Consider the following 12,187-nt stretch of genomic DNA (forward strand, 5'->3'; position numbering starts at 1 on the left):
GCTGCCAGGCTGCCAAGCAGGATGATCGGCCAGAGCCTCATGGGCACCTCACTCGTGGCCGATGTAGTGCAACAGCTCGCGGCGCTGCGGATGATCCTTGAGCCAGGCGCGCACTTCGTCGGCACGGGTGATCGCCTCGGCGCCGGCGATGCGGGTGAAACGCTCGCGGCGCGCCTGTTCGGCAGCCTCCTGGCGGACCCGACGCTGCCAGGCTTCGCTGAAGATCGCCGGCATGCGCTGGCTCAGTTCCAGAGCCTTGAGCAGCTGCCATTCGCCACCGTCCAGCCAGGCCTCGTCGCAGGAGGTGCACAGGTCGAGGCGATTGCCGTGGGTGCCGCTGATCTGGAACTTGCTCATCAACTTGGCGCACTTGGGGCAGGTCAGTGCCTGCTGGGTGTCGCTGGCCGGTTCGGCCTGCAGCGGCGCGTCGCTCTCGGCAGACGGTGCGGCGCGCTCGGCCCAGTCGCGGTAGTAGAGCAGCGCCACCAGGGCGCCGGAACAGCGCTCGCAGCCGTGGGCCAGCAGGCCGTCATCGAGCTTGGTGGGTTTCAGGGTAGACGTGCGGCAGGCGGGGCAATGCATGAGAAAGTCCTTTTCGTGGAAGAGATGCCGACCGCGACCCTAGCCAACTTGGTCGAACGGCTCAAGCGCGCTGTGGCGAATCGGTTAAGCTTCAGGCACACGCCGAGGATTTGTGATGATCGACCTGCTCGATGTACTGCTGCTGATGCTGTTCGCCACCTGCTGCGCCTGGCTGTGGCGCGGCCACGGTATCCGCGAGCGCGCCCTGCTGCTGGCCAAGCAACACTGCGCCCGCCTGGATGTCGAGCTGCTCGACGGCAACGTCGCTTTCCGCCGCCTCGCCCTGGTTCGCGACAATCAGGGGCGCAGACGCCTGGCGCGCCTCTACGACTTCGAATTCACCGTTACTGGCGAGCAGCGCCTGTGCGGCAGCGTGCAGATGTTCGGCCAGCGTCCCGGCGCCATCACCCTGGACGCCCATCCCTTCCACGCGCCGGAGCCGGCGGACGGCAAGGTGATCCAGCTGGACGACTGGCGCCGCACCCACCCCAAGCCGGACGAACAGCGCCGCGCCGATTAGGCCCGGATGGGCGGCTAATGCTCCCAGAAAAGTAGGAATACGCTTGTAGGGACAACTGGTTTGTTCGCGTTTTTGTGAGAGGCCGTAGGTTGGGTCGGGCCGCGTAGGTTGAGGCGCGAAGCGCCGAAGCCCAACAGTACATCAAGTTGGGCTTCGCTGCGCTCAACCTACGCGGCCCGACCCAACCTACGCGCTCAACCTACATGCTGATTCGAGCGGCCACTCAGCCCTGCGCCAGATCAGCGGCTATCAGTCGCCATTCCTCGATACACATATAGGTCATCGGCCAACGCAGCAGCCGGCACTTGGCCCGGTGCCAACGGCCGCGAGTCTGGTTGCGCCGGCAGGCTTCGGCCAGCCACTGCGCATCGAACCCAGTCCATACCCCGGCCACGCTCCAGCCATTGAGCCAGACCACCGGCGCCACTTCGGTGTAGAAGATCCGCTCCAGCTCGGCCAATGGCAGGCCGCTGGCGCGCAATACGCGGACGATGTGCTGGCGCCCGGCGGCGTCCGGCTCCACATCCAGCCACAGGTCGGACAGCGCCAGCCACACATCCTCGCGACTGGCGCGCATGTCAGTCCTGCGCCAGCAGAAAGGCCCGTACACGCTCGGCAGTCTCTGCTGGGTGTTCCTGCATGAAGCAGTGCCCGCCCTCAACCTCGGCGATAGCCACGCTCGGGCTCAACGCCGTCAGGCGCCGCGCCGACTGGCCAACGAAGGGGTAGGTCTTGGCACCATAGAGCAACAGGCTCGGCGTGGTGATTCTGCTCAGTGACGGCCACAGGCGCTTGGGGAAGGAACTGAAGATATCCACCTCGCGGCTGGGCCGGCACTTCAGTTCGACACCGCCGTCCTCGGCGTCCTTCAGCGCATGATCGACATAGGCCTGCAGCGCCGCATCGGTCCAGCCACGGAAGATGCCGCGCCCCTGCAGCAGCGAGAATGCCGTGGCCCGATCCGGCCAGTGGCGGCGGCGCGCCGCTGACTTCTTCGCCATCACGTTGCGCCGATGCAGGCCGAGCAGCTCGGACAGCGCCATCACGCCAATCATCGACTTGCTGAACAATACCGGGTCGAGCATGACCGCGCGGCGGAACAGGTCGGGGTGGCGCGCCAGGATCAGGCTGGTCAATACACCACCGAAACTGTGGCCGAGGACATAGCGCGGCACCTCGCCGAACAGGCCGCGCCCTGCCTCGAAGGCCTCAATTGCCAGCTCGGCGCTGCGGTTCCAGCCGTGGAAGCGGCCACCATGCTCGGTTTCGCCATGGCCCTGGGCGTCGCACAGCCACAGGTCAAAATGCTCGGCCAACAGCGCCAGCATCGGCTCGTAGGTACGCCCGCAAAAACCGTTGCCATGCAGGAAGTGCAGCAGCGGCTTGCCGGACGGCGCGCTGTGCCAACCGGTCAGGGTGAAACCGGCAGAGGTGGGATGGGACCAGGGAAGCAGATGCATGATGAATAGCCGCCAAGAAAAATGCCGCCAGTTTAGCGAGCCGGCAGCAGCTGGTCAGGTCGACAAAAGTGCCGAATGGGCGGCGATAAGAGCTATGCAGAGCGCGTTTAACCGATAAGACAGCCTGTGCAGGTCAGCGGAAGTGGCCTTCTGCTACTATCGCCGCCGCCTTCACCAACCGAGAACCTCCGTGCAGAACCTGCGCACCTCCGACAACGGCTGCTACATCGACTTTCTGCGCGACCGCCTGCACGATCAGGGCATCGAGGCCATCGCCTGTGACCTGGGGGAAGACGCCAGTGGCCATCGCTATGCGCTGCTCCTGCCCCACGACGGCGACGCGCCAAACGCCTGGCTGACCCTCAAGGCAGCGCCAAGCGAGCACGAGCATGCAGCCTCGCACTATCCGTTTCAGCAAGTGGTCGCCCCGGCGGAGTGAAACAGGCTGCTGATACAGCTGCGCGCAAAGGGTTCTAGGTCGGTCTGGCACCGGCCAGCGCCAGGCCGCCTGCAGGCGACGGAGCTGGCCAAGAATGGCCTGGACCGTTGTACGGGTGAATGCAGCGTGACTCGGGGGTAACCCCTAGCCGATGCGGCAGGCCAGCAGTGCCGACTGCAGCTCACCGACCGCCTGCGGCGCCCCACAAATCAGCTCCAGTCGCGAATCCTTGCGCCACTCGCTGGCGCGCCACTGCAGTGGCGCCCCGTCCAGCGCGTTGGCCGAGCGCCAACCCGCCTCGCCGTGCAGCACCAGCTTGGCGCGGCGCCACGGCACGGCCGCCAGCCACGCCTGGACCCGCTGCAGGTCGAACTGCTGGCTGGGGTGGAAACGCCAGCCGATGCTCCAGCCTTCAGCCTGATCCTGTACCTGGCAGATCGGCTCGCCGGGGTCGCGCCAGATCTGCACCAGCGGCGCACCCTCGGTGGGAATCGGCGGCAGGGCCGCCGCCGCGCCGCCATGTCCTGCACTGCGTGGCAACTCGGCGAAATCCAGCGCACCCTGGCTGGTCCAGTGCAGCGCCCGCTGCGGCAAACGCTCGCGCACCCGCTGGCGCGCCGCGTCATCCAGGCCATCAGCCTTGTTCAGCACCAGCAATGCAGCCGCTTGCAACGCCGTCTGCTGACTGGGAGGCAGGGGCTGACCGGCCGCCAGCGACGGCGCGTCCAGCACCAGTACCAGCGGCTGCAGGTCCAGCACACCGGCCCAGGGTGCTGCTCCCAACTGGCGCAGCAGCTCTAGCGGATGGCCGAGGCCGGACGGCTCGATCAGCAAACGATCCGGCCGCGCCTTGCGCAGCAGGCGGGTCAGGCCGACCTGGAAGGGCGCGCCGGCCACGCAGCACAGGCAGCCGCCGGGAATCTCGGCGATGCCGATGCCGTTCTCATGGGTCGCCAGCAGCGCAGCGTCCAGGCCGATCTGGCCGAACTCGTTGACCAGCACCGCCCAGCGCTCGTGCGCGGGCTTGTGCGCCAGCAGGTGGCGAATCAGGCTGGTCTTGCCGGCGCCCAGCGGGCCGCCGATCAGATGGGTGGGGATCTGGGTAAGCATGGCGCTATGGTGCGGTTTTAACGATGGGTGGAAAAGGCTAGAGTCGCCGCTTTGCTCCGAGGAGATAGACAATGCGTGCGATCGTTGCCCTGTGGCTGCTGGCGGGCCTGAGCGGCCAGGCCTGGGCCGAAGCCTGCGTGATCCACAGCGCCGGCCAGCAACTGGAGGTGAAGCTGTGCCAGCAGAATCGCAGCATACCCGCCAACCTGTTCCGCGAGGGTTTCTGCGCCCCGCAACTCAAGGGGCAGAAAGTCGACGTCAGCTTCGTCGCCCAATGCCCAAGCGGCGCCTTCGGTGAATGCCGTAACGCCAAGGTACAGGGCACGCCCTATCAGCAGGACATCTTCTACTACGGCGTAGCCAGTGACGCGCGCTACCTCAAGCCCGCCTGCGAGCAGCAGAGCAAGGGCGTGTGGATGGCGCGCTAGCGGGTAGCTTGCAACGGTCTGCTAGGCCAGCCAGTCCAGGGTCAACAGCAGACGACGTTCGCCCGGCGGCGGTGTCGGCGAGCGGTGAATCAGCCCGGCGCCTTCGTTACCCGCCCACTTCTCGCCCTTGGCCAGTGCCACCCAGCCCGCTTCCAGGCGCTGGATACGTTCGCTATCGCACGGCTCAGCCTGGGCCTCGCCGAGGCGACGCCTATCCATACCACCCTCCTCCAGCCACTCGCTGGCCACCCCGGCGTAGGTGCTGATCAGGCGCAACGGCACATGGTCGACATGAAAACGCGGGCACATTGGCTTGCTCAGGCTGCGCAAGCGCAGGCCGACGCGGCGCGCGTCGAGCAGGCAGGCAAAGGCCCCGACCAGCCAGCGGACATCGGCGACAAAGGCCGCGTGCCCGTGAAAATCGGCCAGCGCGGGGAGCAGCGCCGGCATGCGCAGTGACTCGTCCTCGCCCACCTCGATGTGCAGGGTCTCCGCCACCTCCTGCGGCTGAGCCAGCAGCAGATGGGTGAAGTCCTCCACCTGTGGCGGCAGACGGCGCTGCCATACCGCCAGGTTGACCCCATCGAGCAATGCCTTGCCGAGCACCTCGTGATGCTCACCCAGCGCCTGGCGCGGCGGCGGACGCAGCTGCAGGGCGTGCATCAGGCCGCCTCCTCGGTCCAGGGGCCGAAGGGGTCCGGCAGGCGTTGCCAGGCCTCGGGGCCGGCGGCCATTTCGGCGTCGGTCAGCAGGCAGGCGTCCAGTTCGGCGCGCAGGCGCGCGAAGTCGATGTTCTGGCCGATGAACACCAGCTCCTGGCGGCAGTCGCCAACCTCGGTGCTCCATTTGCTCATGACGGTGCGCAGGCCGTCCTCGTCCTCGGGCCACTGCGTCTTGGGCACGAAGCGCCACCAGCGCCCGGCATAGCCATGGCGCATCAGCCCGCCGGCCTGCGACCAGCTGCCGGCTTCCTGGTACTTGCTGGCCAGCCAGAAGTAGCCCTTGGAGCGCAGCAGGCGGCCGTTGACCCATTCGCGGTTGAGGAAGGCGAAGAAGCGCTCCGGGTGGAAGGGCCGGCGTGCCTGGTAGGCGGTCGAGGCAATGCCGTACTCCTCGGTCTCCGGCACGTGCTCGCCGCGCAGTTCCTTGAGCCAGCCGGGGGCCTGGGCAGCGCGGTCGAAATCGAAGCGGCCGGTGTTGAGGATCTTCGCCAGCGGCGCCTGGCCCATCACCATCGGCACGATCTCGGCCTCGGTGTTCAGGCCACGCAGGATGGCGGTCAGCTCCTCGCGCTCGGCGCTGGAGATCAGGTCGGTCTTGCTGATCAGAATCACGTCGGCGAACTCCACCTGCTCGATCAGCAGGTCGGTGATCGAGCGCTCGTCTTCTTCACCCAGAGTCTCGCCTCGGCTGGCCAGGCTTTCGGCGGCGTGGAAATCGCGCAGGAAGTTCACCCCGTCCACCACCGTCACCAGGGTATCCAGGCGCGCCAGATCGGCCAGGCTCTGGCCCTGTTCGTCGCGGAAGGTGAAGGTCTCGGCCACCGGCAGCGGCTCGCTGATGCCGGTGGACTCGATCAGCAGGTAGTCGAAGCGGCCGTCGCGGGCCAGCCGCGCCACTTCCTCCAGCAGGTCTTCGCGCAGGGTGCAGCAGATGCAGCCGTTGCTCATCTCCACCAGCTTCTCGTCGGCGCGGTTGAGGCTGACATCACGCTGCACTTCGTTGCCGTCGATATTGATCTCGCTCATGTCGTTGACGATCAGCGCCACGCGCAGGCCGTCGCGGTTCTTCAGCACATGGTTGAGCAGGGTGCTCTTGCCGGCGCCGAGAAAGCCGGACAGCACGGTAACGGGTAAGCGGTTATCCATTGGGGGTTCCTCGCACATCACGGATATGGCGTTCGCGTTGCTCCTGACGTTCCTTGGCCTCGATGCACAGGCTGGCGGTGGGGCGCAGCAGCAGACGGCGCAGGCCGATCGGCTCGCCGGTTTCGCTGCACCAGCCGTATTCGCCACGGGCCAGGCGCTCCAGCGCCTCGTCGATCTTGTCCAGCAGCTTCTTTTCGCGCTCCAGCAGGCGTAGCTGCCACTGGCGCTGTTCTTCGGCGCTACCGAGGTCGACGGGATCGCTGGCCGGCTCCTGCTCGCGCAGCTGGCCGAACTCCTCGTCGATACGCTGCTGCAGCTCGGCACGCTGCTCCAGAAGGCGCTGACGGAAGAACGCCTGCTGCACCTCGTTCATGTAGGTGTCGGCAGGCATGGCAAGCAGGTCGGCTTCGCTGATCACAGGGCGGTCTCGTCAGGGTTGTTTCTATTTTTTGTTATAACATAACATTAAAGGCTCACAACGTGCCCTGGAAATCCGATGACTGCCCTGACACTCCCCGATATCGCCGCACAGGCCAACACACAAGCCCAGCCCAGCCTGGACTTCGTGGGCATGCAGCAGATCGCCTTGCCCGTGTTGCTCGACGGCAAGCCGCTGGACTGTCGGGTGGACGCCGGCGTCAGCCTGGATGATCCCAACGCACGCGGCATTCATATGTCGCGTCTGTACCTGGCCCTGGAGGCTCTGGAGCAGCGCGAGCTGTCTCTACCCGCGATCCAGGCGGTATTGACCCAGTTTCTGCAGAGTCATGAGGGGCTGTCGCGCCAGGCCCATCTCAACCTGCGTGGCGAGCTGCTGCTCAAGCGCCCGGCGCTGGTCAGCCCACTGGCCGGCTGGAAAGGCTACCCGCTGGCGCTGAATACCCGCCTGGATGACCAGGGGTTTCACGTGGAACTGCAGCTGACCCTCGGCTATTCCTCCACCTGCCCGTGCTCGGCGGCATTGGCCCGGCAGCTGATCCAGCAACAGTTCGTGGCGGAATTTGCTGATAAAAAGCTCGATCATGCCGACATCATCGCGTGGATCGGCAGCCCCAGCGGCATTCTCGCCACCCCGCACAGCCAGCGCAGCGAAGCCCGCCTGCAGCTACGCCTGGATCCTGACCAGCAGAGCCTGCCCGTTCGCCAGCTGCTGGACAGCGCCGAGGCAGCCCTCGGCACTGCCCTGCAAACCGCGGTCAAACGTGCCGACGAGCAGGCCTTTGCCCTGGCCAACGGACAGAACCTGATGTTCTGCGAAGACGCCGCGCGGCGCCTGCACCAGTGCCTGCGCGAGCACGGCGGCCTGCTCGGTTTCAGCCTGGAAGTGGTGCATGCCGAGAGCCTGCACGCCCACGATGCGGTGGCCCGCGCCAGCTGGAGGCGGCCGTCATGATCGACTGCCAGGGCCTGCAATGGGGAGCGCCCGGACGGCCACTGACGCCGCCGCTGGATCTGCACCTGGCGGCCGGCAGCCTGACCGGCATCATCGGCCTTAACGGCTGCGGCAAAAGCAGCCTGCTTAAAGTTATCGCAGGCCTGCAGACCCCACTGGCAGGCCTGGTGCGAGTCGATGCGCCACGTCAGGGCGGCATCGGTTTTCTGCAACAGCAACAGGCGTTCGACCGACAGTTTCCGATCAACCTGCGCGAACTGGTGGGTACTGGGCTGTGGCATAGCACCGGCAACCACCGCCAGCGCCAGGAACGCCTGGATCAGGCCCTGCGCCGCTGGCAACTCTGCGCGCTGCAACGTCTGCCGCTGGAGGCGCTGTCCGGCGGACAGCTACAGCGCGCCCTGCTGGCCCGCCTGGACCTGACCGATGCCGCCGTACTGCTGCTGGACGAGCCGGAGGCGGCGCTGGATCAAGCCTCGCAAGCGCTGTTCTGGGAGCGCGCCAGGCAGTGGCAAAGCGAGGGCCGCACCTTGCTGGTGGTCAGCCATGCCATCGGCCACCTCAGCAGCCGTCTGGACAATGCCCTGCTGGTCTCGCCGCAGGGTTGCATCCTCGCCCCCCTTGCCCAGTTGATGGGGAAATCCCTGGAGCGGGTCGCCTGATGTTTGCAGCGCTGTGGCAACCCTTCGTGGAATTTGCCTTCATGCGCCGGGCCCTGTTCGGCGGTATGGCACTGGCCTGCAGTGCCGCGCCGCTGGGGGTATTTCTCATGCTACGGCGCATGAGCCTGATCGGCGACGCCATCGCCCACGGTATCCTGCCAGGCGCTGCACTGGGCTTCTGGCTGTTCGGCCTGAGCCTGCCGGCGCTGACTCTGGGCGGCCTCGGCGCCGGCCTCGGCATGGCCGCCCTGGCCGCCTGGGTGTCGCGCCGCACCGGGCTGCGGGAGGACACCAGCCTGGCTGCCCTTTATCCCATCTCGCTGGCCAGCGGCGTGCTGCTGCTCGGCCTGGCCGGACGCAAGCTGGACCTGTTGCACCTGCTGTTCGGCTCGGCGCTGGCCGTTGACGCCATCACCCTGCAGGCCATGCTCGGCGTCGCCACCTTCAGCCTGCTGGTGCTGCTTGCGATCTACCGGACGCTGACCCTAGACAGCCTAGACCCGCTGTTCCTGCGCGGCCGCAGTCGCATCGGCCCGCTTGTGCATGGCCTGTTCCTCGGCCTGGTGATACTCAATCTGGTAGTCGGCTTCCAGGCCATCGGCGCCTTGATGGTCGTCGGCCTGATGATGCTGCCGGCAGCCGCCGCACGCTTCTGGACTCGCCGCCTGCCGCTGCTGCTGGCGCTGGCCGCACTGATCGGCGCCAGCAGCGTCTGGCTCGGTCTGTTGTTGTCCTTCTACGCCAGCCTGCCCAGCGGGCCCTGCATCGTGCTGCTGGCAGGTGCCATCTACCTGATTTCCGTCATCGCCGGCCCGGTTCACGGCCTGCTGCGTACCGCCCCACTGCCCACTGCAACCTGAGGAAAGTCTCGTCATGCGCGTCCTGCTCGCCGCTCTCGCCCTGTTTTTGCCACTGTCACTGCCTGCCGCGGACAAGCCACGGGTGGTCACCAGCTTCAGCATTCTCGCCGACCTCACCCAGGAGATCGGCGGCGAGCACATCGTCCTGACCAACCTGGTCGGCCCGGAAGAGGACGCCCACCACTTCGAACCCAGCCCAGACCATGTACGCAGCCTGCTCGAAGCCGACCTGGTCGTCGCCAACGGCCTGGGCTTCGAACCCTGGCTGGAGCGCCTGCTGGCCAGCAGCGAGGCACGCGGCAAACGCATCAACGCCAGTCAGGGCGTAGTGCCGCTGCAGGTGCAAGAAGACGGCGAGACTGTCTCCGACCCGCACGCCTGGCAGAGCCTGAGCAACGCCGAGCTGTACGTGCGCAACATCGCCAAGGCGCTCAGCGAGGTGGACCCGGCCAACGCCAAGACCTATGCCAGCAACCGCGACGCCTACCTGACCAAGCTGCACGCCCTGCTGAAGACGGCCAACCAGCGCATGGCCACCCTGCCGGCCAGCCAGCGCAAGGTGGTCACCAGCCATGACGCCTTCGGCTACCTGGGCCAGGCCTGGCAACTCGAATTTCTCGCCCCGGTCGGTCTGTCCACCACCGACGAGCCTTCGGCCGCCGAAGTGGCTGCACTGATCCGCCAGCTGCGCACGGAAGGCGCGCGCGCCGTATTCGTCGACAACATTCAGGATCCGCGCCTGATCGAGCAGATCGCCGAGGAAGCCGGCGCCCGCGTCGGCGGCACCCTGTATTCCGATGCCCTGGCCAGCGAGGGGCCGGCCAGCACCTACCTGGGCATGTTCCAGCACAACCTCGACACCCTGTTGGCCGCGCTCAAACCATGAACCTGTGGCTGCAACTGGAGCAGGCCGGGCTGGGCGACAGCCGCCCGCTGGCCGAGGTGCTGGCGGCCATCCCCTGGAATGCCGACGGCCTGATCGCCGCCATCGCCCAGCAGCACGGATCAGGCGAGGTGCTGATGCTGGCCTGGATGAACCGCGCGGCATTGGAGGAAACCCTTGCCAGCGGCCAGGTCTGCTACTGGTCGCGCTCGCGCCAGCAGCTATGGCGCAAAGGCGAAACCAGCGGCCACCGCCAACGGCTGGTCGAGGCCCGCCTGGACTGCGACGGCGACGCCGTGCTGCTACTGGTCGAGCAACAGGGCGCGGCCTGCCACACCGGTCGCCCCAACTGCTTCTACAACGCCATCCGCAATGAACGGGTGTGCGTGATCAGCGTGCCGCAATGAAACGCCTGCTGCTCAGCCTGGTACGGCTCTACCAGTACCTGATCAGCCCCCTGCTCGGGCCACGCTGCCGCTTCCATCCCAGTTGCTCGCACTACGCCATCGAGGCCATTGAACGCCACGGCGCGCTGCGTGGCGGCTGGCTGGCCGTGCGGCGCCTGGGCCGCTGCCATCCCTGGCATGCGGGCGGTTATGACCCCGTGCCGCCCATCCATCGCTGCAATCGGGAACATCCCCATGACTGATCTGCTGATCCGCAACGCCCGCCTGATCAACGAGGGCCGCGAGTTCGAGGCTGACCTGCTGGTACGCCACGGCCGCATCGAGAAGATCGCCAGCAGCATCAGCGGGCGCAGCGCCGAGGTGGAGATCGACGCCGCCGGGCAGTACCTGCTGCCGGGCATGATCGACGACCAGGTGCACTTCCGCGACCCCGGCGCGCCGCACAAGGGCAGCTTCGCCACGGAATCCCGCGCGGCCGTGGCCGGCGGCATCACCAGCGTGATGGACATGCCCAACACCCACCCGCCGACCCTGACCCTGGACGCGCTAGAGGCCAAGGAAAGGCGCGCCGCCAGCTGCTCCGGGGTCAACTTCGGCTTCCATTTCGGCGTCAGCCACGAAAACCTCGACATCGTCGCGGCGCTCGACCCCGCCCGGGTGGCCGCAGTGAAGGTGTTCATGGGCGCCAGCACCGGCAATATGCTGGTCGACGACCTCCCCTCACTAGAGCGCCTGTTCCGCGACTGCCCGACCATCATCCTCACCCACTGCGAACACACGCCGCGCATCCGCGAACGTGAACAGCAGTGGCAGGCGCAGTACGGTGAGCAAATCCCGGCCGACCAGCACCCGCTGATCCGCGATGCCGAGGCCTGCTACCAGTCCTCCAGCCTGGCCGTGAGCCTGGCACGCCGCTTCGATACCCAGCTGCACGTGCTGCACATCACCACCGCCCGCGAGCTGAGCCTGTTCCAGCCAGGCCCGCTGGCCGGCAAGCAGATCACCGCCGAGGTCTGCGCGCACCACCTGTATTTCGATGACCGCGACTACGCGGCGCTCGGCCACCTGATCAAGTGCAACCCGGCGATCAAGACCCAGGCCGATCGCGACGCGCTGCGCCAGGCCCTGCTGTGCGGGCGGCTGGACATCATCGGCACCGACCACGCGCCGCACACCCTGGACGAGAAGCATCGCCCCTACCTGCAGGCGCCGTCCGGCCTGCCGCTGGTGCAGCACGCCCTGCCGTCCCTGCTGGAACTGGTCGCCGACGGCCTGCTGCCCCTCACCACCCTGGTGGAGAAAACCAGCCATGCGGTGGCGCAGCGCTTTGCCATCGAGCAGCGCGGCTACCTGCGCGAAGGCTACTGGGCCGACCTGACGCTGATCGAACGCCTGGCCGAGCCGCGCCCGGTCGCCGCCGACCCGATCCTCGCCCACTGCGGCTGGACGCCCTTCCAGGGCCGCGCCTTCCGCCATGCCGTGCGCAGCACCGTCGTCTCCGGCCAGCTGGCCTGGCATGAGGGCCAGCTGCAACACGATTGCCAGGGGCTGCCACTGCGCTACCAGCGTGGCTGA

17 protein-coding genes are annotated in these 12,187 nt (G+C 67.1%); 10 read left to right on the forward strand and 7 right to left on the reverse strand.

Annotation, left to right across the window (positions count from 1 at the left end; all coding sequences use genetic code 11):
• Nucleotides 1-48 precede the first annotated feature (48 nt).
• Complete coding sequence (locus ACF8C6_RS17645) at nt 49-582, reverse strand: zf-TFIIB domain-containing protein (protein ID WP_392500472.1); 534 nt, start codon at nt 580-582, stop codon at nt 49-51.
• Nucleotides 583-697: 115 nt separating this feature from the next.
• Between ACF8C6_RS17645 and ACF8C6_RS17650 the strand changes: the two genes are divergently transcribed.
• Nucleotides 698-1,102 (forward strand): DUF3301 domain-containing protein, encoded by a 405-nt coding sequence (locus tag ACF8C6_RS17650; protein ID WP_392500473.1) that lies wholly within the window; start codon nt 698-700, stop codon nt 1,100-1,102.
• A 223-nt stretch (nt 1,103-1,325) separates the two neighbouring features.
• On the opposite strand, the gene ACF8C6_RS17655 is transcribed toward ACF8C6_RS17650, so the two are convergent.
• Together ACF8C6_RS17655 and ACF8C6_RS17660 are read right to left on the reverse strand one after the other, a co-directional pair.
• Nucleotides 1,326-1,679 (reverse strand): hypothetical protein, encoded by a 354-nt coding sequence (locus tag ACF8C6_RS17655; RefSeq protein WP_392500474.1) that lies wholly within the window; start codon nt 1,677-1,679, stop codon nt 1,326-1,328.
• Nucleotide 1,680: 1 nt separating this feature from the next.
• Nucleotides 1,681-2,562: an alpha/beta fold hydrolase gene (locus tag ACF8C6_RS17660; RefSeq protein ID WP_392500475.1), complete on the reverse strand. Its 882-nt coding sequence runs from the start codon at nt 2,560-2,562 to the stop codon at nt 1,681-1,683.
• A 190-nt stretch (nt 2,563-2,752) separates the two neighbouring features.
• Between ACF8C6_RS17660 and ACF8C6_RS17665 the strand changes: the two genes are divergently transcribed.
• Nucleotides 2,753-3,001, forward strand: a complete 249-nt coding sequence (locus tag ACF8C6_RS17665) for a hypothetical protein (protein ID WP_392500476.1) — start codon at nt 2,753-2,755, stop codon at nt 2,999-3,001.
• Nucleotides 3,002-3,145: 144 nt separating this feature from the next.
• Here the strand turns inward: ACF8C6_RS17665 and ACF8C6_RS17670 are convergent, their stop codons facing one another.
• Nucleotides 3,146-4,111, reverse strand: coding sequence for a CobW family GTP-binding protein (locus ACF8C6_RS17670; RefSeq protein WP_392500477.1), 966 nt, complete (start codon nt 4,109-4,111; stop codon nt 3,146-3,148).
• A gap of 71 nt (nt 4,112-4,182) precedes the next feature.
• On the opposite strand from ACF8C6_RS17670, the gene ACF8C6_RS17675 reads away from it, so the two are divergent.
• A complete protein-coding gene (locus ACF8C6_RS17675) occupies nt 4,183-4,539 on the forward strand; it encodes an NADH:ubiquinone oxidoreductase (RefSeq protein WP_392500478.1) in 357 nt (118 codons plus the stop codon).
• 21 nt (nt 4,540-4,560) lie between these two features.
• Here ACF8C6_RS17675 and ACF8C6_RS17680 read toward each other — a convergent pair whose 3' ends face one another.
• The 3 genes from ACF8C6_RS17680 to dksA are packed head-to-tail and all read right to left on the reverse strand — an operon-like array spanning nt 4,561 to nt 6,822.
• Nucleotides 4,561-5,202 (reverse strand): DUF1826 domain-containing protein, encoded by a 642-nt coding sequence (locus tag ACF8C6_RS17680; RefSeq protein ID WP_392500479.1) that lies wholly within the window; start codon nt 5,200-5,202, stop codon nt 4,561-4,563.
• Entirely contained in the window at nt 5,202-6,407 is a 1,206-nt protein-coding gene (gene zigA / locus ACF8C6_RS17685) for a zinc metallochaperone GTPase ZigA (protein ID WP_392500480.1), read from the reverse strand. The genes ACF8C6_RS17680 and zigA overlap by 1 nt, the downstream gene beginning before the upstream one ends.
• Nucleotides 6,400-6,822 carry an RNA polymerase-binding protein DksA gene (gene dksA / locus ACF8C6_RS17690; RefSeq protein WP_392500612.1) on the reverse strand — a complete coding sequence of 141 codons (423 nt, stop codon included), beginning with the start codon at nt 6,820-6,822 and terminating at the stop codon, nt 6,400-6,402. Before dksA ends, zigA begins: the two co-directional genes overlap by 8 nt.
• Nucleotides 6,823-6,903: 81 nt before the next feature.
• Between dksA and folE2 the strand changes: the two genes are divergently transcribed.
• The 7 genes from folE2 to ACF8C6_RS17725 are packed head-to-tail and all read left to right on the forward strand — an operon-like array spanning nt 6,904 to nt 12,187.
• Nucleotides 6,904-7,800 carry a GTP cyclohydrolase FolE2 gene (gene folE2, locus ACF8C6_RS17695; protein ID WP_392500481.1) on the forward strand — a complete coding sequence of 299 codons (897 nt, stop codon included), beginning with the start codon at nt 6,904-6,906 and terminating at the stop codon, nt 7,798-7,800.
• Nucleotides 7,797-8,462, forward strand: a complete 666-nt coding sequence (locus ACF8C6_RS17700; protein ID WP_392500482.1) for a metal ABC transporter ATP-binding protein — start codon at nt 7,797-7,799, stop codon at nt 8,460-8,462. The genes folE2 and ACF8C6_RS17700 overlap by 4 nt, the downstream gene beginning before the upstream one ends.
• Nucleotides 8,462-9,322, forward strand: a complete 861-nt coding sequence (locus ACF8C6_RS17705; protein ID WP_277692019.1) for a metal ABC transporter permease — start codon at nt 8,462-8,464, stop codon at nt 9,320-9,322. The genes ACF8C6_RS17700 and ACF8C6_RS17705 overlap by 1 nt, the downstream gene beginning before the upstream one ends.
• 13 nt (nt 9,323-9,335) lie before the next feature.
• Nucleotides 9,336-10,208, forward strand: a complete 873-nt coding sequence (locus tag ACF8C6_RS17710; RefSeq protein WP_392500483.1) for a metal ABC transporter substrate-binding protein — start codon at nt 9,336-9,338, stop codon at nt 10,206-10,208.
• Nucleotides 10,205-10,612 (forward strand): phosphoribosyl-AMP cyclohydrolase, encoded by a 408-nt coding sequence (hisI, locus tag ACF8C6_RS17715; RefSeq protein ID WP_277692016.1) that lies wholly within the window; start codon nt 10,205-10,207, stop codon nt 10,610-10,612. Before ACF8C6_RS17710 ends, hisI begins: the two co-directional genes overlap by 4 nt.
• Nucleotides 10,609-10,854 carry a membrane protein insertion efficiency factor YidD gene (yidD, locus tag ACF8C6_RS17720; RefSeq protein ID WP_392500484.1) on the forward strand — a complete coding sequence of 82 codons (246 nt, stop codon included), beginning with the start codon at nt 10,609-10,611 and terminating at the stop codon, nt 10,852-10,854. Before hisI ends, yidD begins: the two co-directional genes overlap by 4 nt.
• Nucleotides 10,847-12,187, forward strand: a complete 1,341-nt coding sequence (locus ACF8C6_RS17725) for a dihydroorotase (RefSeq protein ID WP_392500485.1) — start codon at nt 10,847-10,849, stop codon at nt 12,185-12,187. Before yidD ends, ACF8C6_RS17725 begins: the two co-directional genes overlap by 8 nt.

The organism is Pseudomonas sp. zbq_18 (assembly GCF_043102245.1).
Taxonomy (GTDB): Bacteria; Pseudomonadota; Gammaproteobacteria; order Pseudomonadales; family Pseudomonadaceae; genus Aquipseudomonas.